This window comes from Tenacibaculum salmonis (assembly GCF_041053065.1).
GTDB classification, from domain to species: domain Bacteria; phylum Bacteroidota; class Bacteroidia; order Flavobacteriales; family Flavobacteriaceae; genus Polaribacter; species Polaribacter pacificus_A.
In genome coordinates, this window is record NZ_JBFCVV010000001.1 from 689992 (window position 1) to 712376 (window position 22385).

Annotated in this window: 23 protein-coding genes and 1 other RNA gene; 10 read left to right on the forward strand and 14 right to left on the reverse strand. The window is 27.2% G+C overall.

The annotated features are described in order from the left end of the window. Positions 1-58: 58 nt before the first annotated feature. On the reverse strand, positions 59-712 hold the full coding sequence (locus tag AB0T67_RS02845) for a porin family protein (protein ID WP_369219060.1): 654 nt from the start codon (positions 710-712) through the stop codon (positions 59-61). A gap of 109 nt (positions 713-821) precedes the next feature. Next, positions 822-1412: an outer membrane beta-barrel protein gene (locus tag AB0T67_RS02850; protein WP_369219061.1), complete on the reverse strand. Its 591-nt coding sequence runs from the start codon at positions 1410-1412 to the stop codon at positions 822-824. A 136-nt stretch (positions 1413-1548) separates the two neighbouring features. Here AB0T67_RS02850 and AB0T67_RS02855 point away from each other — a divergent pair, with 136 nt between their 5' ends. Further along, on the forward strand, positions 1549-2466 hold the full coding sequence (locus AB0T67_RS02855; RefSeq protein ID WP_369219062.1) for a tyrosine recombinase: 918 nt from the start codon (positions 1549-1551) through the stop codon (positions 2464-2466). Positions 2467-2666: 200 nt separating this feature from the next. On the opposite strand, the gene ffs is transcribed toward AB0T67_RS02855, so the two are convergent. Further along, positions 2667-2765: signal recognition particle sRNA small type (gene ffs, locus AB0T67_RS02860), an RNA gene on the reverse strand. A gap of 165 nt (positions 2766-2930) precedes the next feature. Here ffs and AB0T67_RS02865 point away from each other — a divergent pair. The 4 genes from AB0T67_RS02865 (at position 2931) to AB0T67_RS02880 (ending at position 8069) form a co-directional block, all read left to right on the forward strand. Next, a complete protein-coding gene (locus AB0T67_RS02865) occupies positions 2931-3452 on the forward strand; it encodes a DUF4199 domain-containing protein (RefSeq protein WP_369219063.1) in 522 nt (173 codons plus the stop codon). Positions 3453-3531: 79 nt separating this feature from the next. Next, positions 3532-4488 carry a glycosyltransferase family 2 protein gene (locus AB0T67_RS02870; RefSeq protein WP_369219064.1) on the forward strand — a complete coding sequence of 319 codons (957 nt, stop codon included), beginning with the start codon at positions 3532-3534 and terminating at the stop codon, positions 4486-4488. Positions 4489-4526: 38 nt separating this feature from the next. Continuing rightward, entirely contained in the window at positions 4527-6236 is a 1710-nt protein-coding gene (locus AB0T67_RS02875) for a phospho-sugar mutase (RefSeq protein WP_369219065.1), read from the forward strand. After that, on the forward strand, positions 6237-8069 hold the full coding sequence (locus tag AB0T67_RS02880) for an ABC transporter ATP-binding protein (RefSeq protein WP_369219066.1): 1833 nt from the start codon (positions 6237-6239) through the stop codon (positions 8067-8069). Positions 8070-8143: 74 nt separating this feature from the next. On the opposite strand, the gene AB0T67_RS02885 is transcribed toward AB0T67_RS02880, so the two are convergent. The 10 genes from AB0T67_RS02885 to AB0T67_RS02930 all read right to left on the reverse strand — a co-directional run bounded on the left by AB0T67_RS02885 (position 8144) and on the right by AB0T67_RS02930 (position 18087). Next, positions 8144-9565: a CCA tRNA nucleotidyltransferase gene (locus AB0T67_RS02885; RefSeq protein WP_369219067.1), complete on the reverse strand. Its 1422-nt coding sequence runs from the start codon at positions 9563-9565 to the stop codon at positions 8144-8146. A 3-nt stretch (positions 9566-9568) separates the two neighbouring features. Beyond that, positions 9569-10117, reverse strand: coding sequence for an L-threonylcarbamoyladenylate synthase (locus tag AB0T67_RS02890; RefSeq protein WP_369219068.1), 549 nt, complete (start codon positions 10115-10117; stop codon positions 9569-9571). A gap of 7 nt (positions 10118-10124) precedes the next feature. Beyond that, positions 10125-11153, reverse strand: coding sequence for a hypothetical protein (locus AB0T67_RS02895; protein ID WP_369219069.1), 1029 nt, complete (start codon positions 11151-11153; stop codon positions 10125-10127). 43 nt (positions 11154-11196) lie between these two features. Continuing rightward, positions 11197-12039 (reverse strand): glycosyltransferase, encoded by an 843-nt coding sequence (locus tag AB0T67_RS02900; protein WP_369219070.1) that lies wholly within the window; start codon positions 12037-12039, stop codon positions 11197-11199. 11 nt (positions 12040-12050) lie between these two features. Beyond that, positions 12051-13256: a glycosyltransferase family 4 protein gene (locus AB0T67_RS02905; protein WP_369219071.1), complete on the reverse strand. Its 1206-nt coding sequence runs from the start codon at positions 13254-13256 to the stop codon at positions 12051-12053. 3 nt (positions 13257-13259) lie between these two features. Beyond that, positions 13260-14447: a glycosyltransferase family 4 protein gene (locus AB0T67_RS02910; RefSeq protein WP_369219072.1), complete on the reverse strand. Its 1188-nt coding sequence runs from the start codon at positions 14445-14447 to the stop codon at positions 13260-13262. A gap of 6 nt (positions 14448-14453) precedes the next feature. Continuing rightward, the gene (locus tag AB0T67_RS02915) at positions 14454-15437 is read right to left on the reverse strand and encodes a glycosyltransferase family 2 protein (protein ID WP_369219073.1); all 984 of its coding nucleotides are present in this window, start codon (positions 15435-15437) and stop codon (positions 14454-14456) included. Then, on the reverse strand, positions 15430-16221 hold the full coding sequence (locus tag AB0T67_RS02920; protein ID WP_369219074.1) for a glycosyltransferase family 2 protein: 792 nt from the start codon (positions 16219-16221) through the stop codon (positions 15430-15432). Before AB0T67_RS02920 ends, AB0T67_RS02915 begins: the two co-directional genes overlap by 8 nt. Before the next feature lie 203 nt (positions 16222-16424). Then, on the reverse strand, positions 16425-17246 hold the full coding sequence (locus tag AB0T67_RS02925) for a glycosyltransferase (protein WP_369219075.1): 822 nt from the start codon (positions 17244-17246) through the stop codon (positions 16425-16427). An 82-nt stretch (positions 17247-17328) separates the two neighbouring features. After that, complete coding sequence (locus AB0T67_RS02930) at positions 17329-18087, reverse strand: glycosyltransferase family 32 protein (protein WP_369219076.1); 759 nt, start codon at positions 18085-18087, stop codon at positions 17329-17331. A gap of 47 nt (positions 18088-18134) precedes the next feature. Here AB0T67_RS02930 and AB0T67_RS02935 point away from each other — a divergent pair, with 47 nt between their 5' ends. Continuing rightward, positions 18135-18887 carry a glycosyltransferase family 2 protein gene (locus tag AB0T67_RS02935; RefSeq protein WP_369219077.1) on the forward strand — a complete coding sequence of 251 codons (753 nt, stop codon included), beginning with the start codon at positions 18135-18137 and terminating at the stop codon, positions 18885-18887. A gap of 60 nt (positions 18888-18947) precedes the next feature. Here the strand turns inward: AB0T67_RS02935 and AB0T67_RS02940 are convergent, their stop codons facing one another. After that, entirely contained in the window at positions 18948-19763 is an 816-nt protein-coding gene (locus AB0T67_RS02940) for a 2,3,4,5-tetrahydropyridine-2,6-dicarboxylate N-succinyltransferase (RefSeq protein ID WP_369219078.1), read from the reverse strand. Positions 19764-20088: 325 nt separating this feature from the next. Between AB0T67_RS02940 and ruvX the strand changes: the two genes are divergently transcribed. From ruvX to mazG, 4 genes are read left to right on the forward strand one after another with little or no spacing between them, the layout of a single operon-like run. Beyond that, positions 20089-20499 carry a Holliday junction resolvase RuvX gene (gene ruvX, locus AB0T67_RS02945; RefSeq protein ID WP_369220485.1) on the forward strand — a complete coding sequence of 137 codons (411 nt, stop codon included), beginning with the start codon at positions 20089-20091 and terminating at the stop codon, positions 20497-20499. Between the two features lie 53 nt (positions 20500-20552). Continuing rightward, positions 20553-21140: a peptide deformylase gene (gene def / locus AB0T67_RS02950; protein WP_369219079.1), complete on the forward strand. Its 588-nt coding sequence runs from the start codon at positions 20553-20555 to the stop codon at positions 21138-21140. Positions 21141-21173: 33 nt separating this feature from the next. Beyond that, positions 21174-21593 carry a DUF5606 family protein gene (locus AB0T67_RS02955; protein WP_369219080.1) on the forward strand — a complete coding sequence of 140 codons (420 nt, stop codon included), beginning with the start codon at positions 21174-21176 and terminating at the stop codon, positions 21591-21593. Between the two features lie 3 nt (positions 21594-21596). After that, positions 21597-22376 (forward strand): nucleoside triphosphate pyrophosphohydrolase, encoded by a 780-nt coding sequence (gene mazG, locus AB0T67_RS02960; protein WP_369219081.1) that lies wholly within the window; start codon positions 21597-21599, stop codon positions 22374-22376. Positions 22377-22385 lie beyond the last annotated feature (9 nt).

The window sequence follows — 22385 nt, forward strand, 5'->3', positions numbered from 1 at the left end:
AAGCATAAAAAAAGGAAAGCATGATTGCTTCCCTTTTCTTTATAAAATTTTGTACTATTTAGAAGAAATATCCTACAGATAATTGAAATACACCATTTTTACGGCTATTACCATTATCTTCATAATCATTCATATTAGATAAACCTAAATTATAACGAGCACTAAAATTTAAACCATTGTCTAATTTATAACCAGCACCAAAGTTTAAACCAAAATCTACACTCTTTAAATTATCTTTAAGGTATAGATCTGATGTCTCTGTACCTGACTCTCCAAGTAAAGAACTTTCTACTGTTGTTTTTATTTTCGATTTATTAGATAATAAAAACCCAACTTGTGGTCCTGCCTCTAAACTTAAACCTTCCATTACATAATATTTCGCCATAAGAGGAATATTAAGGTAGTTTAACTTTATATTTCCTTTTAATTTAACTTTTGTGAACTCTGTAAGAACAGTAGTAGTTTCAGTATAGTCAATCGTTGCTCCTTGCTCAGAATATATTAATTCTGGTTGAAAAGAGAATTTATCAGAAATTTTAATTTCCGCAACTGCACCAATGTGAAAAGAAGTTCTAGCTTCGCTATCAATATCATCAGTACTTTTAGAATAATTAGCAATATTTAAACCTGCTTTTGCTCCAAAACTAACCTCTTGAGCATTAGCAGTAAAACCTGCTGCAACAATAGCAATTATTAATAATACTTTTTTCATAATTTTAACTTTTTTTATAAAAATTTTAAGCAAATATATGTTTATTTTTTTAAGCATAAAAAAAGGAAGCATAATTGGCTTCCTTTTTCTTTATAAAATTTTCTTATAATTAAAACTTGTAAGTTAATCCGAATTGGATAGCAGATAAGTTTAAGTTTAAACCAAATGTATTTCTAGCTTCAGCTCCATCAAAATCTACTTTTGAACTAGTATAAGATAACGCTCCAACAGAAGCTCTTAATGCTACAGATTCAGAAACAAAATAATTAACTCCTGGTGCTACAGCAATAGAAAAAATATTTGTATCATTTCCTTTAACACCTGCTGCATTTTCATTACCTTGAATAGAGTAATCTAAACCTGCTCCAACAACGAAAGAAAAATCATTTTGAGGTGTAAAAAAGTACTTAGCCCCTACATTAACACCAAAAGAACTACTTTTAGAATCATCAATATTAGTAGATCCGCCAATACCTAAACCTAATTCTAATGCAATATTTTCAGCAATAAAATACCCTACAGATGGAGATAAATTATATCCATTTGAATCAGAATCACCTTGTTTATAAGTTGCAAAACTTACTGTACCAGAAACATAAATATCTTCTTGAGCAAAACCTCCTTTAGCTTCGTTTTTATCTTGTGCGTTTGCAGTAAAACCTGCAGCAATTATAGCAATTGTTAATAATACTTTTTTCATAATATTTATTTTTTATTAGTTTGAGAGTGCGAAATTAGGCTTATTTTTATTTTACACAAGTTTTTTTCAACCTATTTTTTAATAGTTATTATCCCTATTTTTACTAAATACATAAACAAGTAAAATCTTCATTATAATGAACTGGAAACAAGCAACATCAGACTATATAAGTTATTTAAAAATAGAAAGAGGACTTGCTAAAAATTCTATTGATAGTTATTCTAGAGACATAAAAAAACTAATTTTATTTATTGATACACTCAAAAAAAATGATACTCCTATAAATATTACTTCGGATACCGTTCAACAATTTATATATGAAATCAGTAAAGAAATAGATCCGAGAAGCAAAGCACGTTTAATTTCGGGCTTACGAAGTTTTTTTGATTATTTAATTTTTGAAGATTATAGAAAAGATAATCCTACTGATTTAATTGAAAGTCCTAATATTATCAGAAAATTACCTGATACCTTAGAAAAAGAAGAAATTGATGATTTAATTGCAGCAATCGATTTAAGTCATCCGCAAGGCGAACGCAATAAAACCATTATAGAAACCATTTTTAGTTGTGGTTTACGTGTTAGTGAATTAATTAATTTACAATTATCTGATTTATTTTTTGATGACGGATATATTCGTGTATTAGGTAAAGGAAATAAATATCGTTTTGTACCTATACATATAACGACAATCAAACGTTTAAAATTTTACATAAAAGATATTCGCCCAGAAGTAACTCCAAAGGAAAAAGAAGAAGATATTATCTTTTTAAACAGACGAGGAAGACGACTGAGCCGTCAAATGATATTTATTATACTTAAAGAATTAGCGATTAAAACAAATCTGAAAAAAAGTATTGGACCTCATACCTTACGCCACTCTTTTGCTACTTATTTATTAAAAAATGGTGCAGATTTACGTGTTATTCAGCAATTATTAGGACATGAAAGTATTACAACCACCGAAATTTATGTACATTTAGATACTAGTTATTTAAAAGAAGTTGTTGAATTACATCACCCAAGAAGTAATTTGAATTTAAATGATGAATAAAATTTTAAAACTGTCAGTTCGAGTGATTTTTTTCCTTTAAAAAAATTGTATCGAGAACTTTTACGGATAAATGAAAAAACAAAAGTTAATAATCGAATTGACAAAAAAATTAAATAAATTCTTAGATAAATAAATTAGATGAAATAAAAAAAGGATAAAGATAATTTAAAGGAAAGTAAAACGAAAACAGAAGAAACAAAAAATGGCAAGCTACCTACATCACACTGCTACAACCTAATACCCTTGCTGCGTTCCCGCCCTGGGGGATTCAAAGGGAGCTAGTTGTGTAGGACTTGCCGTGGCAAATCTACGTTCTTTTTTTAGACTAACAATGAAAAAAATAACTTTTTTTTCGTAACATTTTTAACTCATTGATTACTAACATATTGTTTATAAACTTTTTTTTAAATAATTTAGAATCGAAAACATTATAATATATTTGTACAACTAACTCAATTAATTCAATGGAAAATCAAGCAAAAAGTAAAAGTATTATTTTAAATTATGGACTATACTTAGGTCTTGTAGGAATATTTGTTCACTTAATATTTTATGCGACAGGTAGTTTATTAGAAAAAAGTTCTATCGTTGGTGTTATAGGTATTGCTGCTATGATTTCTTTTATTGTTTTAGGTATTAGAAAATTTAAAGCACAAAACAATAATTATTTAAGTTTTGGTGAAGCTTTAAAAGTAGGTGTTGGTATTGCTGTAGTTAGCGCTTTAGTTAGTGCTATTTACACATTAATATTTACAAATTTTATTGAGCCTAGTTTTCAGGAACAAGCAATAGAACTTCAAAAACAAGTATGGATTGATGCTGGTTTAAGTGATGATGAAATTGAAAAATCTGAAGCAATGGCTAATAAATTTAGTAGCCCTGCAATTACAATTCCTGTTTCAATAGTAATATCTGCTTTTTTCGGATTTATATTTTCGGCTATAGCAGGTGCAATTATGAAACACACAGAAGAAGATCAATACTAAACTTTAGTTAAAAAAGGTAAAGTAATAAAGTTTACAAAAGACTTTGTAACTTTACCTTTTTTAATTTTTTATAAAATATATGAATATATCGGTAGTTATACCTCTTCTTAATGAAGAAGAATCTTTACTAGAATTACACAATTGGATTGCAAAGGTTATGCAATCCAATAATTATTTATATGAAATTATTTTTATTGATGATGGTAGCTCCGATACTTCTTGGCAAGTAATTGAGCAATTATCCGAAGAAAATAGCGCTGTAAAAGGAATTCGTTTTCAAAAAAACTACGGAAAATCGCAAGCTTTAGATGCTGGTTTTGGTTTAGCTAAAGGAAATGTAGTTATTACAATGGATGCCGATTTACAAGATAGTCCTGATGAAATCCCTGGTTTATATGATTTAATAATTACTGAAAACCTCGATTTAGTTTCTGGATGGAAAAAGAAACGTTACGATAATGTAATTACCAAAAACATTCCTTCTAAATTATTTAATTGGGCGGCTCGTAAAACTTCTGGATTAAAATTAAACGATTTCAACTGCGGATTAAAAGCTTATAAAAACGAAGTAATTAAAACCGTAAAAGTTAGTGGCGAAATGCATCGTTATATTCCTGTTTTAGCGAAAAACGAAGGTTTTAATAATATTGGCGAAAAAGTAGTACAGCATCAAGCACGTAAATACGGCGTTACTAAATTTGGAATCGACCGCTTTATAAACGGTTTTTTAGATTTAATTACGATTTCTTTTTTATCGAAATTCGGAAAACGTCCAATGCACTTTTTTGGGCTTTGGGGAAGTTTAATGTTTATATTCGGATTTTTATCAGCATTTATTATTGGTTCACTAAAAATTTATCACTTATTTTCAGGTGTAAAAGCTATTTTAGTTACTAATAATCCGTTGTTTTATATCGCTTTAACATCAATGATTTTAGGAACACTTTTATTTTTAGCTGGCTTTTTAGGCGAATTAATTATAAAAAGTAATCCACAACAAAAACACTACACAATTAAAGAAAAATTGAACTTTTAAAATACGTACTTTGTACGATATTTATATAACTTATAATTATGGAAGAGATTTTAAATAAAGCTAAATTATGGCTTTCTGAATCATTTGATTCAGCTACTAGAAATGAAATTGAACAATTAATAAGCGAAAAATCGGACGATTTAGCCGACCGTTTTTATAAAAATTTAGAATTCGGAACAGGTGGAATGCGTGGAATTGTAGGCGCAGGAACAAACCGAATTAACAAATATACTTTAGGAAAAGCAACACAAGGTTTAAGTAATTATTTACATCAAATACATCCGAATAAAGAATTAAAAGTTGCTATTGGTTACGATTGCCGTCACGACAGTAAGTGGTTATCTAAAGTTGTTGCTGATGTTTTTTCTGCAAATAACATCAAAGTATTTCTTTTTGAAGACCTACGTCCTACTCCTGAACTTTCGTTTGCCGTAAGTCATTTAGGTTGCGATGTTGGTATTGTTTTAACCGCTTCTCATAATCCTCCAGAATATAATGGTTATAAAGTTTATTGGTCTGATGGAGGACAAATTGTGCCACCTGAAGATACTGCTATTATTAATGAAGTAAATTCTTTAGCTTTTACTGATGTTAATTTTAAAGCCAATGAAGAATTAATTTCTAGCATCGGAAGTGAAATTGATGAAGCTTTTTGGCAAGCATCTATTAAAAATGGAACTTTTAATGTAAAAGGTCGTAAAGATTTAAAAATCGTTTTTACTTCTTTACACGGAACTTCTATTAAATTAATTCCTGAAGTTTTAAAACGTGCTGGTTATACACAAGTTCATATTGTTGATGAGCAAGCCGAACCAGATGGAAGTTTTCCAACGGTAAAATCTCCAAACCCTGAAGAACCTGAAGCCTTACAAATGGCTGTTGATTTAGCGAATAAAGTAGGTGCTGATATCGTTTTAGGAACAGATCCTGATTCTGATAGAATTGGTATCGCTGTTCGTGATTTAAAAGGAAACATGAAGTTATTAAACGGAAATCAGACAATGAGTATGATGACCGATTTTTTAATTAATGATTGGAAAAACAACGGAAAATTAAACGGAAAACAATTTGTAGGGTCTACTATTGTTTCTACTAATTTGGTAAACGAAATAGCAAGTTCATACGGTGTTGAAACTAAAGTTGGTTTAACTGGTTTTAAATGGATTGCTAAAATGATTAAAGATTTCCCTGAGCTTGATTTTATTGGAGGTGGTGAAGAAAGTTTTGGTTATATGGTTGGTGATTTTGTTCGTGATAAAGATGCTGTAACGGCTGCTTTATTAGCTTGTGAAATTGCTGCGGATGCAAAAGCAAATGATAGTTCGTTTTATTATGAATTATTAAATTTATATACTCGAAATAATTTTTATAAAGAACACTTAATTTCTATCGTTAAAAAAGGAATGGATGGCGCACAGCAAATCAAAAAAATGATGGCTGATTTACGTAGTAATCCTTTTACAGAAATAGACAATGCTAAGGTGGAATTTTTATATGATTATCAATCATCGATTAAAAAGAATTTGATTACGGGAGAAGAAGTAATTATGGATATTCCGAAGTCGAATGTATTGATTTATCAAACCACCGACGGAACAAAAATGGCAGCCCGCCCAAGTGGAACAGAACCAAAAATAAAATTTTATTTCAGTGTAAAAACAGCATTAGATGCTGTTGAAAATGCCATTACTATTGAAAAAGAATTAGACACTAAAATTCAAAGAATTATTAAAGAATTAAATTTATAAATGAATTATTTTAAACGCTTTTTCAACTATGCACGCCCCTATAAATCATTAGGGGTTTTAAGTATTATTCTTAATATTTTATACGCATTATTTACTACATTATCGTACGTAATTTTAATGCCTACTTTAAATATATTATTTGGTGAAACCCCTAAAACATATATAAAGCCAGCATTTTTAGGTTTTAGTAACTCTTTAAATAAAGACTATTTAAGTAATTTATTAAATTATTATGTTACCTATACCAATGAAACTTATGGGCAGGAAAAAACATTATTATATGTAGTCTCTGCTGTTATTATTGTTTTTTTATTTAAAAATTTATTTAGTTATCTAGGGCAATTAACCATGATTTTTTTAAAAAACAATGTATTAAAAGATCTTAGGTCTATTATTTATCAAAAAATAATAACATTACCCTTATCTTTTTTTTCAAAACAAAACAAAGGAGATATCATAGCCCGTAGTACCAATGATGTTAATACGATCAATGATTCTTATCTTAATTTAATTATTACTTTTATAAGAGAGCCTTTAAATATTATTTTCACCTTGTTTTTTATGATTAAAACCAGTTGGGAATTATCTATTTTCATTTTTACATTTATCCCTGTTTCTGGTTTAGTAATTTCATTTATCAGTAAAAAAATAAAAGAACAATCTGGTGAAATTTCTCAAAAAATCGGAGGGCTTTTAAGTATTCTAGAAGAAAGTATTTCTGGTTTAAAAATCATCAAAGCTTTTAATGCTGAACAATTATTTTCATCTAAATTTAATAGCCAAACGGAAAATCTTAAAAAATTATCGAACCAAATGAGTAAGAAAGAAGCTTTAGCCAGTCCTATGAGTGAATTTCTAGGAATTGTTACGATTGCTGGGCTTCTTTGGTATGGTGGTAAAATGGTTTTAATCGATAAAACATTGTTAGGCGGTACTTTCCTCGGTTTTATGGGGGCTGCTTACAATATTCTTACCCCTGCTAAAGCAATCGCAAAAGCGAGTAATCAAATTAAAATAGGAAATGCTGCAGCTGAAAGAATATTTGAAGTTATTGATGTAGAAAATGAAGTAATAGAAATTAAAAATGCTAAAGAATTAACCAATTTTGATAGTACTATAGAATTTAAAAACATTTCGTTTAAATATATAGATTCTTATGTTTTAGAAAACTTTTCATTAACAATTCCTAAAGGAAAAACAGTAGCCTTAGTTGGGCAATCTGGAAGTGGAAAATCTACTTTAGCGAACTTAATTACTCGTTTTTATGATATTAATGAAGGTGAAATCCTTATCGATGGAAATAATATCAAAAATATTTCTAAAAAATCATTAAGAGGTTTAACAGGTGTTGTGGCTCAAGATGCTACTTTATTTAATGATACCATTGCTAATAATATAAAATTAAGCAAACCTTCTGCTACCGATAAAGAAGTTGAAGAAGCTGCTTTAATAGCAAACGCAGCTGAATTTATAAATGATTTACCTCAAAAATATAATACTATAATTGGTGATAGAGGTAGTTCATTATCTGGTGGACAACAGCAAAGAATTGCCATTGCAAGAGCGGTTTTAAAAAATCCACCAGTTATGGTTTTAGATGAAGCAACTTCTGCTTTAGATACAGAATCAGAGCAATTAGTACAAATTGCTTTAGAAAAAATGATGCAAAACAGAACTTCATTAATTATTGCACATCGATTATCTACTATTCAAAAAGCAGATAAAATTGTAGTAATGAAAAAAGGAAAAATTGTTGAGCAAGGTAAACATGATGAATTACTCGCTAAAAAAGGTGAATATTATAAATTGGTTACTATGCAATCATTGGCATAAAATAAATAATCATATTACAAAAAGAGGTAAAGTTTTAAAAACTTTACCTCTTTTATTTTCTCTATATGTTTTAATTATGCTAATTCTAAACCTAATTCTTTTCCTTTTAGTATCATAAAATTTAAACAAGCTTCGTGCTCATTAGGAATTTCACCTTCTAAAATTGCTTCTTTTATAGCTTCTTTTATCTGCCCAATTTCTCTACAAGGTGTTAAATTAAAAGTTTTCATAATTTCTTCTCCTGTAATTGGAGGTTGAAAATTACGAACTTTATCTCGCTCTTCGACTTCTTTAATTTTTTCACGAACCAATTTAAAATTCTGGTGATATCTACTAAATTTTTTAGGGTTTTTAGTTGTTATATCAGCTTCACATAATGTCATTAATGAATCTACATCATCTCCTGCATCAAAAACTAATCTACGTACAGCTGAATCATTTACATCACTAGCTAACACAATAGGTCTAGAGCTTAACATTACCATTTTCTGAACAAATTTCATTTTATTGTTCAACGGCATTTTTAATCGTTTAAATAATTTAAAAACCATTTTCGACCCTACAAATTCATGTGCATGAAATGTCCAACCTTGTTTTTTATGATAACGTTTTGTTGGAGCTTTACCTATATCATGCAATAAAGCTGCCCAACGTAACCAAACATTATCTGTGTTTTCAGAAATATTATCTACAACCTCTAATGTATGATAAAAATTATCTTTATGTTTTTGCCCTTCTACCTCTTCGACTCCTTTTAATGCTGTTAATTCAGGAATAATATATTCTAACAAACCTGTTTCTTCTAACAATAAAAATCCAACAGAAGGCTTAGCAGAAGCTAAAATTTTATTTAGTTCAACGATTATTCGTTCTTTAGTAATAATATCAATACGTTTTGCATTTTTAGCAATAGCACTTAATGACTCTTGCTCAATAACAAAATTTAATTGAGATGCAAAACGAATGGCACGCATCATACGTAATGGGTCATCAGAATAGGTAATATCAGGATCTAACGGAGTTTTAATTATTTTAGCTTCTAAATCAGAAACACCATCAAAAGGATCTAACAATAATCCAAAGGTATTTTTATTTAAACTTAAAGCTAATGCATTTATCGTAAAATCACGTCTTTTCTGATCATCTTGTAAAGTACCAGATTCTACTTCTGGATTTCGGCTATCTTCGGAATAAGATTCTTTACGTGCTCCAACAAACTCTATTTCAACATCATTAAAACGTAACATTGCTGTTCCATATGTTTTAAAAACTTGAACCTTTGGTTTATTTGGCAATAAAGAAGCTACTTTTTTTGCTAATTCGATACCACTACCAACAGCAACTATATCGATATCTTTAGCAGTGCCTCGTTCTAAAATAAAGTCGCGAACAAAGCCACCAATCACATAACTTTCTAATTTTAATTCTTCAGCTGCTTTACTTATATATTGAAATATTTCGGCAGAAATTGCCTTTTTATAGTATTGATCTTGCATAAATTATTCTCTTATCACATTAACAGAATTACCATTTACCTTTAAAATTGTAGATGATTTTTCCGTTATCTTGTCTTGATGCAAAGCTACTACATAATCTACACTTTGTAAAATTGCTTTACTTATTTCTGAAAATGTTTTTGGCGTAGGTACTCCACTAATATTCGCTGATGTAGATACTATAGGTTTTCCAAACTCTTTTATCAGTTCTAAACAAAAATCATCTTTAGGTATTCTAATAGCAATAGTATTGTCAGATGCTATGGTATTTTTTGCTAAATTTTTAGGATTTGGATATATAATTGTTGTTGGTTTTTCAACTGTTTTTAAAATATTTAAAACGATATCTGAAATACTGTCAACATATTCTTTTAACATTTCAATAGAATCAACTAAAATGATTAAACTTTTAGATTCTGCTCTGTTTTTTATAATATAAATTTTATTAACAGCATTCTGATTAGTCGCATCACAACCTAATCCCCAAACAGTATCTGTTGGATAGAGAATTGTTTTACCTTTTTCTAATTTTTCTTTTATTTCTACAAACATTTAAATTTTATTCATATATTTTTAAAAGAGCATTTAACACTAATTTATCTGACCTTAAATAGTTATTATAATATTCATAATTATTATACATCATATTTTCCATTTTTTTACTATCATCTAATAATTCAGATATATTTGTCATTAAATCATTTGTAGATTTAAATGTAGAATAATTTTTATTTTCATTAAAATCACCTGGAAGTTGATAAGACAAAGATTCTGTTATTATCGCTCTAGATGCAGCTACATACTCAGCAAATTTCCATCCTATAGAATCATGTAACCCCTTAGTCGCAATACAAATATTACTTTCTTTTACTGTTTGCATAAAATTACGTTTATTAGTCATTGAAGAAGGCATTAATAAATCTTTATCATTTTTTTTAGAAAAATTATCATATTGAATTCCTCCTATAAAATTGTCTCCAAATTCTGCTTTACAACTCTTAATAAAATTTATTCTATTTTTATTAATTAACTCTCTTTCTTTTTTTAAATGCTCTAACAAAACCTCATTCGGATCCCATAACCTAGTTAAAAACAATATTTTATTTGTTTTATGACGAACAGGATAAAATTCAAAATCGTTACTATAAAAACAATTATTTTTAGTTTTTTTTGATATTTTCTTAACAAAAAACTTTAGTTTTCGTTTTAAATTAGTGTCTAAATATTTTTGAGGTGTAATCAAATAATTTAAACCTAAAGGAAAAACTTTACAATTATCTGGTGCATTATCTATAATTAACTGATTAAAACTTCTTTTAAAATAAAAATCAGCTTTAATGTTATTTTTAAAATATTTTAAATTTTCTTCTATAGAAGCAGGAATCCAACTTAAACCATCTGCTGTATCAAAAACAACAGTATATTTCCCATCAACTAACACTTTTAAAGATGATGATGATGCAGAAGAACTATGTTTAACTGAAAGGTCAATTATTCCTTTTTCGCTAAGCTTATTAAATCCGTCATATATTTGATTCAAATGAGGAAAATACGAATACTCTAATTCACATTTAAAAAAAGGTTTCATATTATTTTATATTTATTATCTTCTTCAATCATTTTAGTAAAAATCACAAAAAATTTTCTTTAAAAGTAAACATGTTAAATTTATTCATTAGCTTATAAAGCTTAGGAGAAAAAGTAAATATCAACAAACCTAATAATTTTTTCTTTCTTCTTTTATTTTCAATAAAATAATTTTTTATGAAATTATTTATATCTGTCATTTTAATTTCACTTGTAGGTATTTTATTTCTAATCAAATTAATATTTTGTTCACGAATATCTTTAGTTTTTTGAAATAATGACTCTCCATTATTTATTATTCTATATTTATATGGCGAATATGGTATATATTGAAATACAGCATTATTTACAGCACATTGTATCCAGAAATCATAATCTTCAGCAGTCTTTAAACTTTCGTCATATCCTTTAGCTTTTTCCCAAGTCCTTTTTTTAAAAAAAGAACATGCCGGAATGATATTTCTATCTAAATACAATGTCAATTTATCAAAATCTGGATATTTTTGTATTGAGTTTACATCTCCAAAGCATAATAAATCTCCATAAAGTACTTCTATCTCATTATTGGTTTTAAGAAATTCAATAAAAATTTTAAAATCAACATGTAGTGCATCATCAGAATCTAAAGGATAAATATACTTTCCAACAGCAATATTTATTCCTGTGTTTCTAGCAGAACCTAACCCTTCATTTTTTTTATGTATTACTGTATAATCATCTTTATTTAATAAAGATAAATAACTTAATATCTCTTTTTCTGTTGAACCATCATTTACTATTATTACTTCATGAGATAATGATGATGGTATATTTGTTAAACTACCTAAACACTCCTTAAAAAAATCAATAGGTGTATTGTAAACTGGTATAATAATTGAAAGAAACATAAATAAATATTTTATAAATTATTTTTATCTATAATATCTGTATAATATTCTATGGTTTCATCAACCATCTTATCTAATGAAAACTTAGAGAAAACTTTTTCTTTAGCTCTTTTACTTATAATATTTCTTTTTTCATCATTGTTAAATAAACTAAGTATTATATCAACATATTCTTTTTCTGACTTTGCTATAAACCCATCTTTATTATGTGCTATTATTTCTTTAGAAACCTCAATATCACTAACTACAATAGGTTTTTCTAAAGCCATTGCTTCCACAAAAGTAAAACCAAAATTCTCTCCATGGGTTGGAAAAATGAAAACACTCCCTTTTTTTAACTCATATTGAATTTTATCTCTTATTATTTGCCCGTAATATTTACTACTTTCTTGTGCTTTTTCTGTTAAAACTTCTTCACATAAATAATTCCAATATTCTTCTCCTTTTCCTATTACATGAAGTGTAGCTCTAGGTTCTTTTTTAATTATTTCATTAAAAACCTCAGCTACAATACGCAAGCCTTTCGTTTCTCTAACAGATCCAAAATAAAATAAAGAATAAGGAATCTCTTTAACTTTTATGTCGTTATTAAATTGTTTTAAATCGATACCATTATAAATAACATCTATTTCTGCTGTTTTAAATGTTTTTTTTGAAACTTTAGCAGAAAAATTAGAGCCTGCCATTATATAATTAGCATTATCAAATGATTTTTGTTCTAAATACTTCATTGCATTATAAGTTAGCGTATCTAATGAATAATTAAATTCATGTACTAACATCATTGTAGAACCTGAGCAATGAATAATTTTTGGAATATCTGTTTTTAAATAACTAAAAAAACCTTGAGTATCATGAGTTTTAATTATATCAACTTTTTTATTTAATAAATACTCTTCAAATTTTCTAGCAATATATTTATGCTCTAGCATAAACATATTTCTATGTAAAAAAGAAGATTTTATTTTTTTTGATAATTGAAGTATTTTACGACAAAAAAAATGATTTTTAAAAAAGCTCGATAAATTTAATACTTTAACATCTCCATCATAAAACTCATCAATTTCATTAATTACATATGGATTATATAAAAAAACATCTACGTTATGCCCTCTTTTAGATAGCTCGTATGCCATTGTCTTAAAATAAGTTCCCATACCTCCATAACTTGGCGTTTTTTCATGTGCATATTCGTATACTAAAAATACAATATTCATTTTCTATATTATAGTTTTTTTATAAAATGATATTGTATCATCAACCATTTTATTATATATGAAATTTTCTTTTACTGTATTTCTTGCATTATTTGCTAATTTAGTAACATCTACCTTATTTTCTAAAACGGACATTATTAAATTATAAAAATCTTCATCCGATTTTGTAATCAAACCATTAATACCATGCTCTATTATTTCATAAGATGGTTTAATATTATTAACAATAATAGGTCTTTGTAATGACATTGCTTCTAGAAAAACAAAAGGAAAGTTTTCTCCACGACTTGGAAAAACAAACATATCTGCTTTTGATAATACTTTTTCTAAATCATTATAATCTACAATACCATAATAAGTAGTTCTTTCTAAAGCTTTTTCAGTTAATATATTTTCTTTTAAATACTGCCAATACTCTTCTCTTCTACCAATTATATGTAAAGTTGCTGTTCCGTTATTTTCACAAACCTTATTAAAATTTTCACACAATACTCCTACACCTTTTTCTTCGGATAAGGTTCCAAAATAAAAAATTGAATCTTTTATAATATCTTTTGATGTCGATGTAAATTTATTAATATTTACTCCGTTATAAATTACATTATAATCAGATCTTTTAAAATACTTTTCGATAAGTGAACCTGCATACTTAGAAACTGTAATTATATTTAAATTTAGATTTTTAAAACTTAATAATTCTGAATCATTTAAAGCTCGGTCTTTAGGTTCTCTAAACGAATAATTAAATTCTTTTGTTAATACTGTATTTGTACCATGACATCTTACATTAACTGGTATTTTATTATCTAAAGCGTAAAAATACCCTCCATAATCTGGCACTTCAATTACATCTATATTTTTATCTTTAATAAAATTATTAAAATGCTTTGCTACATATTTTCGCTCATTTAAAAAACATTTCAAATAAAAACTATAAAATTTAGGAGACCTTCTAGATAAAGAACGTACTAAATTTTGAATTTTATTATCTCTAAAAAAATCTTTTCTGACTCTAATTTTTATTTCACCATCTTCAAAATCAAAATTATACTTACCACCATATACAAAAATACTCACTGTATTTCCTTTAGCAATTAGTTCATCTGCTAATATTTTAAAAAAAGTTCCAATTCCACCATAAACAGGTGTTTTAGCATGTGCATACTCTGTTGTTAAAAAAGCTATTTTCAATTTATTTTATCTTTTAGTTAATGTTAAGTATTTTTTAAAAAAAACAGGGTACTTTATAGTTAAGTATGTCTTTAAATAAAAAAACTTATTTAATTTAAGCACTGGCATTGCTCTTAACAAACTTATTAACTCTTTATCCAGCTTATTTTCCTTTTCTATAACTTCTTTAGTTTTATTTGTAAACCCTAAAATGAAACGTTTCTTTAATCTATAAAGATTTTTTATAAATAATGATTTAATTTCAAAATTATCTTTGAATTTATCATGATGTTTATTTACATAATTTAGTTGCTGAAAAAAAGCATCATAAACATCTAAATATTTTTTATCTGATCTGTTTTCTTTTGATGTAATATTATTATTATGTTGGATATAGTTAAGTAAGACTTTATCTTGTTTTACAATTTTAGTCGCTTTATCAAATATTTTAAAAGTAGTTGCTATATCTTCATAATATTTTCCTTCCGGATACTTTACCTCTTTAAAAAGTGATGTTTTATATAACTTACACCAAGCATAATTATTAATATAATTATCTATAAATAACAAAGACAATGCTTCATTTTTTGAAAATACATTTATATCATTATTATTACACCTATTAATTACTTTATTTTTACCATTATTTGTTTCATCAATTATTCGATATTCACAAATAGCTATTTCTGCATCAGATGATATTATACAATTATATAATGTTTCTAAAAATTCAGGCTCCACCCAATCATCAGAATCTATAAATGTAACATATGGATATTTGACTAATTTTAAACCTTCGTTTCTTGCTTTTGATAAACCACCATTTTCTTGAGAAATAATTCTAACACGTTCATCTTTCAAAAATTGCTGACATATTTCCAAAGAAATATCTGTAGAACCATCATTAATTATAATTAACTCAAACTCTTTAAAAACTTGATTTAATATTGATTTAATTGATCTTTCTACAAATTTTTCAACATTATATACTGGTAAAATAATACTAATCAAAATCTATTTTTTTTAAACCATTATTACACTTTATACTTTTACTTACTTTTATTTTTTCTAAAAGTTTCATTTGTCTATCATGATTATTTTTATCAGCTTCTTTATGATATAAATGATATTGAATTGCCGAAAATTTAATCCTTCTTTTAAAACAACCTAAATTAACTAACCTTTGAGCAAACTCTTTATCTTCTGCACCCCAACCAACAAAGTCTATATTAAAACCATTTATAGCTAAAACATCTTCTTTCCAATACGCCATATTAGACCCCATAATACCAACTACATCTTGTTTTGTTTTATTGAATAACAAATTGTATGTAAAAAATCTTATTGAATTTTCTTTATTTTTAACACCTTTACAATACCAATGTAAATTTAATTTTTTAGTATTAAAAAGGTTTAGTGTTTTTTCTTCGGTTAAATTACTTCTATACGCTTTTATAAATGTATTTTTTTTTGATAATCTAATATGATCCTTTATAAAATAAGGGTGTAAAATAACATCTCCATCTATCTGAATTATATATTCATTTTCTACTTCTAAAATTGCTTTATTTCTAATCTGAGAAAGACGAAACCCTTTATCTTCATGCCATACATGATTTAGGTCAATTGTTGATTCTTGGTTAATTTGATCTATTAGCTGTTTTGTTTTATCATCAGAACCATCATCTGCAATAATTACTTGATCAGGTAAAACATTTTGCTCCAAAACACTTAGCAGACATAATCTTAATGCTTCTACCCAATTATATGTTGATATTATTAAACTAACTTTCATTTAAACTTTTTATTAAATTCAATTAATTTCATAGCAAAACTACACTTTTAAAAAATAAATAAGAATAGTTCGTATATTACTTTTAATCAACAAGAATATATAACAGACAAAAAGATAAATTAAGATCTCTTATTATATTATCAATTACCTCTATATTTTTAATATGAAATAAATTATCTGTTATAAAACTATTTATTACTTTATTAAATACTTATTATTATCTTTTTTAATACTTTTAATAACCTAAAAAAAGTACCTACACTTGCTATTAATATATTTTTATTTTGTGATTTTTTTCTTGAGTAACTGATTTTAATATATTTAAATATATCTGACAACTTTATTTCAGTAATAGGTATTTTACTTCTAATTAATTTAAAGTATTTTTTATGTAATCTCTTTGTATTTTGATACCGTGAAGCTCCATTGTCAATAACACGATATTTGTAAGTAAACATAGGTAAATATTTAAATTCTCCACCTTTAACCGCACACTGAATCCAAAAATCATAATCTTCAAAAGTCTTTAATTTTTCATCAAAACCTCCTACTTTTACCCAAAGACTTCTTCTAACAAAAGAACATACAGGAACTATATTGTTTTCAAACCATAACGCTATTTTATTAAATTGGTGGTTTTTTTCTATTTTATCAATATCTCCAAAATATAATAAATCTCCATACAAAACATCTGTACTCTTATTTTCTTTAAGATAACTTACAAATAAACTAAAATCATCATTCAGTATATCATCTGCGTCTAAAGGAAAAATATATTCTCCTTTAGCTTTTTTAATTCCTAAATTTCTAGCAGAACCAGGCCCCCCATTTTTTTTATGTATTAAACAATAATCATTATCATCTAAACTGGATAAATAACTTAATGTTCCCTCACTTTTTGACCCATCATTTACAATTATTATTTCACTTGTTATTGAAGATGGAATTAGCTTTAAACTATCTAAGCATTCTTTTAAAAATTTTATTGGTGTATTATAAACTGGTATTATAATAGATAAAAACATATATTATTCTTAAACAAAGTGATTTAAAAGTCTTAATTTTAATCAGATAGATATTTTTTATATCTATTTTTCAAGTTTTATATTATAAACGGTCTATAATATAAAAATTTTTCTCAAAAAAAGTATATTTAATTTTATTTAAGGCAATTAATGGTAGTTTTTGTAATTTCCTATTTAAACTATCTAAAATATACGAAAAACCTTTTTGTTTATTCCCCCAAGAATCTTCCCACCAATGAATACAAATAGTTTCTTCTTTAATACAATTGTCTGTAAAAGTTTCATTTATATAAAATGGATAAAAATATTTTTTATCTAATACTAATACTTTTTTTATAGTTTGAGTTTTATATTCCTTCAAGCCATAATTTAACAACACTTTTGTTAAAATAGGCGGACCTCCCATTCCGTTAAACTTTAAACGTTGTTTTCTTTCAGTTTCTTTAATACAATCTAATATAAAAACATTTCCTTTTTTAGCACCAATCATTCCAGCGGCAACAGGAAATGGAGAGCCTTCCATATTTGTTTGAAAACCTGTAAAAGAATCTTCTTTATGTAATTCATCAAAACGTTTTAAAATTTCAATGTCAGTATCCATATAAACTCCTCCTTCTTTATACAATGCATACAACCGCACATAATCTGTTATAAACGACCATTTTTTCTGCTTATAAAGTAACTTTAAAAACGGGAGTTTATCAAAAGGTGTATTTGTTTCATCCCATTTTTTAATAATGTAATCTGGTAATTTTTCATCCCATGATGCGATACATTTTTTTATAGTTTCATTGTACGCTCCTTTACCGTACCAGCAGAAGTGAATAATTTTTGGAATCATTTAATTATTGTATTTTTGACATTACAAATCTACAATAATATTTAAAAATGAGTGTAAGCGGTTTAGTAATTACTTTTAATGAAGAGGTGAATATTAAAGATTGTATCCTTTCTTTAAAAAAAGTGTGTAATGAAGTAATTATTATTGATTCTTTTAGTACAGATAAAACTATTGAAATAGCAGAAAAAATGGGCGCTAAAGTCTATTCTCAAAAGTTTTTAGGAGATGGATTACAAAGAGTACACGGATTACAATTTTGTAAAAATGATTGGATTTTAAATTTAGATGCTGATGAGCGTTTAGATGAAGACAGTTATCAATTTATAAAAAGTGAAACTTATTTGAAACAGCCTTACGATGCTTATAACTTTAGACGAAAAAATTTCTTAAAAAAACAGCCTATTAATTTTGCAGGATGGTATCCTTCATATACTTGTCGTTTTTTTAATAAACAAACAGCAAAACCTGCTACAACTAAAGTACACCAAAGTATACAGGCTACAAATTTAAAAAAAACAAACTTACACCTATTACATTATGGTTGGAAAGATTTTCATCAAATTATAGGAAAGTATAATTTATATACAACTTGGCAAGCTGAAGAATATTTTGAACAAGGGAGAAAAGTTAACTTCTTCACTCCTATTACTCATGGAGTTTGGTCATTTATTCGTTGTTATATTCTTAAAAAAGGAATTTTACATGGTTTAGACGGAATTACATTTTCTATGCTACAAGCTTTTTCTTCTTACATAAAATACGCAAAGCTTAGAAAACTATATGAAGAAAGTAAATTATAATAAAAAAGGAGCGATTTAAAATCGCTCCTTTTTTATTATAATTTATAAGTTTAAAAAATATTAAACTGCTACATCATATTCTCTTAATGCATCGTTTAATGAAGTTTTCTTATTAGTACTTTCTTTACGTTTACCAATAATTAAAGCACAAGGAACTTGAAACTCACCAGCAGCAAATTTCTTAGTATAACTACCAGGAATAACTACTGAACGAGCAGGAACAACTCCTTTCGTTTCAACAGGTGTATCACCAGTAACATCAATAATTTTAGTACTCATTGTTAATACAACATTAGCACCTAAAACCGCTTCTTTTTCTACTCTAACACCTTCCACAACAATACAACGAGAACCGATAAAAGCACCGTCTTCAATAATTACCGGAGCTGCTTGTAATGGCTCTAAAACACCACCAATTCCTACACCACCAGATAAGTGTACATTTTTACCAATCTGCGCACAAGAACCAACTGTAGCCCAAGTATCGACCATAGTTCCTTCATCTACATATGCACCAATATTTACATAACTAGGCATTAAAATAGTTCCTGCCGAAATATATGCTCCATGACGTGCAACTGCATTTGGCACTACTCTAATTCCTTTTTCTGCAAAGTTTTTCTTTAATGGAATTTTATCATGATATTCAAAAATACCAGCTTCTAAAGTTTCCATTTTCTGAATAGGGAAATATAAAACAACTGCTTTTTTTACCCACTCATTAACTTGCCAACCATTATCAGTAGGTTCTGCTACACGCAAGTCACCTGAATCTAATAAATCAACAACTTTTCTAATAGTATTAATCGTGTTTTCTTCTTTTAATAAGTCACGATTATCCCACGCTTTTTCTATAATAGATTGTAATTCTGTCATCTTATATAATTTTCTACAAATATAAAATCTATGTTACTATTTCACACTAAAAGAGTTAATTTAAACAGATGTTTTTTTCTTGTTTAAAAATACATATTTCAATAAAAAAGGATAAAGATTATTAGAAGCAATTTCCCGCTTTCCGCACTCGCTTTTTTTATTTTTCAAAAGAAAAAAATAAAAAAGAGCTCAAACAAATGCTTCAATCGGGGCTAGGCATTTAATCTCTATTTAAAAATTTTAACACTATTTATTATTTAAAAAATCAAAAAAAGTACAATTTATAAAGGTTTAAAACTTTACTTTCGTGAAAAATAAAATAATTTTGGGAAGAGTTTTAGCCATAGATTTCGGAAAAAAAAGAACAGGTATTGCTGTTACTGACGAATTACAAATTATAGCATCAGGATTAACAACTATTAATACTAAAGAATTAATTCCATTTTTAAAAGACTACATTAAAAAAGAAAATGTTGAATTATTTATCATCGGAAAACCAAAGCAAATGGATAATTCTGATAGCGAAAGTGAAGCATTAATACTTCCTTTTTTAAATAAATTAAAAAATTCGATACCTAATATCCCAATAAAAAGAGAAGATGAGCGTTTTACCTCAAAAATGGCGTTTCAAACAATGATTGATAGTGGACTCAACAAAAAACAGCGTCAAAACAAAGCTTTAGTTGATGAAATAAGCGCTACAATCATATTACAGTCGTATTTATATAACAAATAGTTTTATAGACAAACGATTCTTTGTATTTTCGTGACCTTAAAATTAAAAAACACATGATTTTACCCATTGTTGCTTACGGAGATCCCGTATTACGTAAAGTAGGAACAGAAATCGATAAAGATTATCCGCAGTTAGAAAAGTTAATTGCCGATATGAAAGAAACAATGTACAATGCACAAGGTGTCGGATTAGCTGCACCTCAAATTGGAAAAGACATTCGTTTATTTTTAATCGACGCTTCTCCTTTTGCTGATGATGAAGATTTATCAGAAGAAGACCGTAAAGCCTTAGAAAACTTTAATCATGTATTTATCAATGCAAAAATTATTAAAGAAGAAGGTGAAGAATGGGCTTTTAACGAAGGATGTTTAAGTATTCCTAATGTTCGTGAAGATGTTTTTCGTCAAGAAACAATAACTATTGAGTATCAAGATGAAAATTTCGAAAAACATACTCAAGTTCTAAATGGTTTAGCGGCACGTGTTTTTCAGCATGAATACGACCATATCGATGGTGTTTTATTTACTGATAAATTATCAACTTTAAAGAAAAGATTGATTAAAAAAAAGTTAGAAAACATTTCTAAAGGAAAAGTAGACGCAGGTTACAGAATGCGTTTTCCAAATGCCAAGAAAAAATAGTCTTTATAAAAGACACTAAAAAAACAATATAATATGGAATTTAACAAAGTTATAGCAGTTACTGGTAAACCAGGATTATTTGAAATTATATCTCAAACAAAAACAGGAGTAATCGTTCGTTCAATTGTAGATGGTAAACGTTTTCCTATTGCAGCAACTCACAATGTTAGTTTATTAGAAAATATTGCAATTTACACTTATGAAGAAGAAGTACCTTTAGCAATCATACTTAAAACTATGGCTGACAAACAAGAAGGTAAAGAAGCACTTTCTCATAAAGAAAGTAACGATACTTTAATGGCTTATTTTGAAGAAATTTTACCAGGTTTTGACAAAGAACGTGTGTATGCTTCTAACATTAAAAAGGTTATTCAATGGTATAATACTTTAGCAGCAGCTAATTTCGATTTTAATACCTTAGAAAAAAAAGTAACTCAAGAAGAAGCTAAATAAATTATGAATACTCGTAAGCAACAATTAGACGCTTTTAACAGATTGTTAGATATTATGGACGAACTTCGTGAGAAGTGTCCGTGGGATAAAAAACAAACTTTAGAAACACTACGTCATTTAACAATTGAAGAAACTTACGAGTTAGCAGATGCTATTCTAGACAATGATTTAGAAGAAGTTAAAAAAGAATTAGGCGATGTGTTATTACACATCGTCTTTTATGCTAAAATTGGTAGCGAAAAAAAGGCTTTTGATATTGCTGATGTTGCCAATTCTATTTCTGATAAATTAATTCATCGTCACCCACATATTTATGGTGATGTTGTTGTTAAAGACGAAGAAGAAGTAAAACAAAACTGGGAAAAACTAAAGCTAAAAGAAGGTAAAAATTCAGTTTTAGAAGGAGTTCCTAAAAGCTTACCTGCTTTGGTTAAAGCAAGTAGAATTCAAGAAAAAGTTGCAGGTGTTGGTTTCGATTGGGAAGAACCACAACAAGTTTGGGCAAAAGTTCAAGAAGAAATATCAGAACTAAACGAAGAAATAAAAGCCGATAATAAAGAAAATATCGAAAAAGAATTTGGAGATGTTTTATTTTCAATGATTAATTACGCTCGTTTTATTAAAGTAAACCCTGAAAATGCTTTAGAAAAAACAAATAAAAAATTTATAAATCGTTTTCAATTTTTAGAAGAAGCAGCTAAAAAAGAAGGCAAAGAAATTTCTGAGATGTCATTAACAGAAATGGATGTTTATTGGGAAAAATCGAAAGAATTTTTCAGATAATTATTATAG

What these genes read in the sequence shown, in the direction of transcription:
- AB0T67_RS02905 (WP_369219071.1), bottom strand. Translation starts at nt 13,256, where the DNA reads ATGAATATTGTATTTTTAGTATACGAATATGCACATGAAAAAACGCCA.
- mazG (WP_369219081.1), top strand. Translation starts at nt 21,597, where the DNA reads ATGAATACTCGTAAGCAACAATTAGACGCTTTTAACAGATTGTTAGAT.
- AB0T67_RS02845 (WP_369219060.1), bottom strand. Translation starts at nt 712, where the DNA reads ATGAAAAAAGTATTATTAATAATTGCTATTGTTGCAGCAGGTTTTACT.
- AB0T67_RS02930 (WP_369219076.1), bottom strand. Translation starts at nt 18,087, where the DNA reads ATGATTCCAAAAATTATTCACTTCTGCTGGTACGGTAAAGGAGCGTAC.
- AB0T67_RS02850 (WP_369219061.1), bottom strand. Translation starts at nt 1,412, where the DNA reads ATGAAAAAAGTATTATTAACAATTGCTATAATTGCTGCAGGTTTTACT.
- AB0T67_RS02900 (WP_369219070.1), bottom strand. Translation starts at nt 12,039, where the DNA reads ATGTTTCTTTCAATTATTATACCAGTTTACAATACACCTATTGATTTT.
- AB0T67_RS02890 (WP_369219068.1), bottom strand. Translation starts at nt 10,117, where the DNA reads ATGTTTGTAGAAATAAAAGAAAAATTAGAAAAAGGTAAAACAATTCTC.
- AB0T67_RS02885 (WP_369219067.1), bottom strand. Translation starts at nt 9,565, where the DNA reads ATGCAAGATCAATACTATAAAAAGGCAATTTCTGCCGAAATATTTCAA.
- AB0T67_RS02880 (WP_369219066.1), top strand. Translation starts at nt 6,237, where the DNA reads ATGAATTATTTTAAACGCTTTTTCAACTATGCACGCCCCTATAAATCA.
- AB0T67_RS02935 (WP_369219077.1), top strand. Translation starts at nt 18,135, where the DNA reads ATGAGTGTAAGCGGTTTAGTAATTACTTTTAATGAAGAGGTGAATATT.
- AB0T67_RS02870 (WP_369219064.1), top strand. Translation starts at nt 3,532, where the DNA reads ATGAATATATCGGTAGTTATACCTCTTCTTAATGAAGAAGAATCTTTA.
- AB0T67_RS02940 (WP_369219078.1), bottom strand. Translation starts at nt 19,763, where the DNA reads ATGACAGAATTACAATCTATTATAGAAAAAGCGTGGGATAATCGTGAC.
- AB0T67_RS02875 (WP_369219065.1), top strand. Translation starts at nt 4,527, where the DNA reads ATGGAAGAGATTTTAAATAAAGCTAAATTATGGCTTTCTGAATCATTT.
- AB0T67_RS02920 (WP_369219074.1), bottom strand. Translation starts at nt 16,221, where the DNA reads ATGAAAGTTAGTTTAATAATATCAACATATAATTGGGTAGAAGCATTA.
- AB0T67_RS02895 (WP_369219069.1), bottom strand. Translation starts at nt 11,153, where the DNA reads ATGAAACCTTTTTTTAAATGTGAATTAGAGTATTCGTATTTTCCTCAT.
- def (WP_369219079.1), top strand. Translation starts at nt 20,553, where the DNA reads ATGATTTTACCCATTGTTGCTTACGGAGATCCCGTATTACGTAAAGTA.
- AB0T67_RS02865 (WP_369219063.1), top strand. Translation starts at nt 2,931, where the DNA reads ATGGAAAATCAAGCAAAAAGTAAAAGTATTATTTTAAATTATGGACTA.
- AB0T67_RS02955 (WP_369219080.1), top strand. Translation starts at nt 21,174, where the DNA reads ATGGAATTTAACAAAGTTATAGCAGTTACTGGTAAACCAGGATTATTT.
- AB0T67_RS02855 (WP_369219062.1), top strand. Translation starts at nt 1,549, where the DNA reads ATGAACTGGAAACAAGCAACATCAGACTATATAAGTTATTTAAAAATA.
- AB0T67_RS02925 (WP_369219075.1), bottom strand. Translation starts at nt 17,246, where the DNA reads ATGTTTTTATCTATTATAATACCAGTTTATAATACACCAATAAAATTT.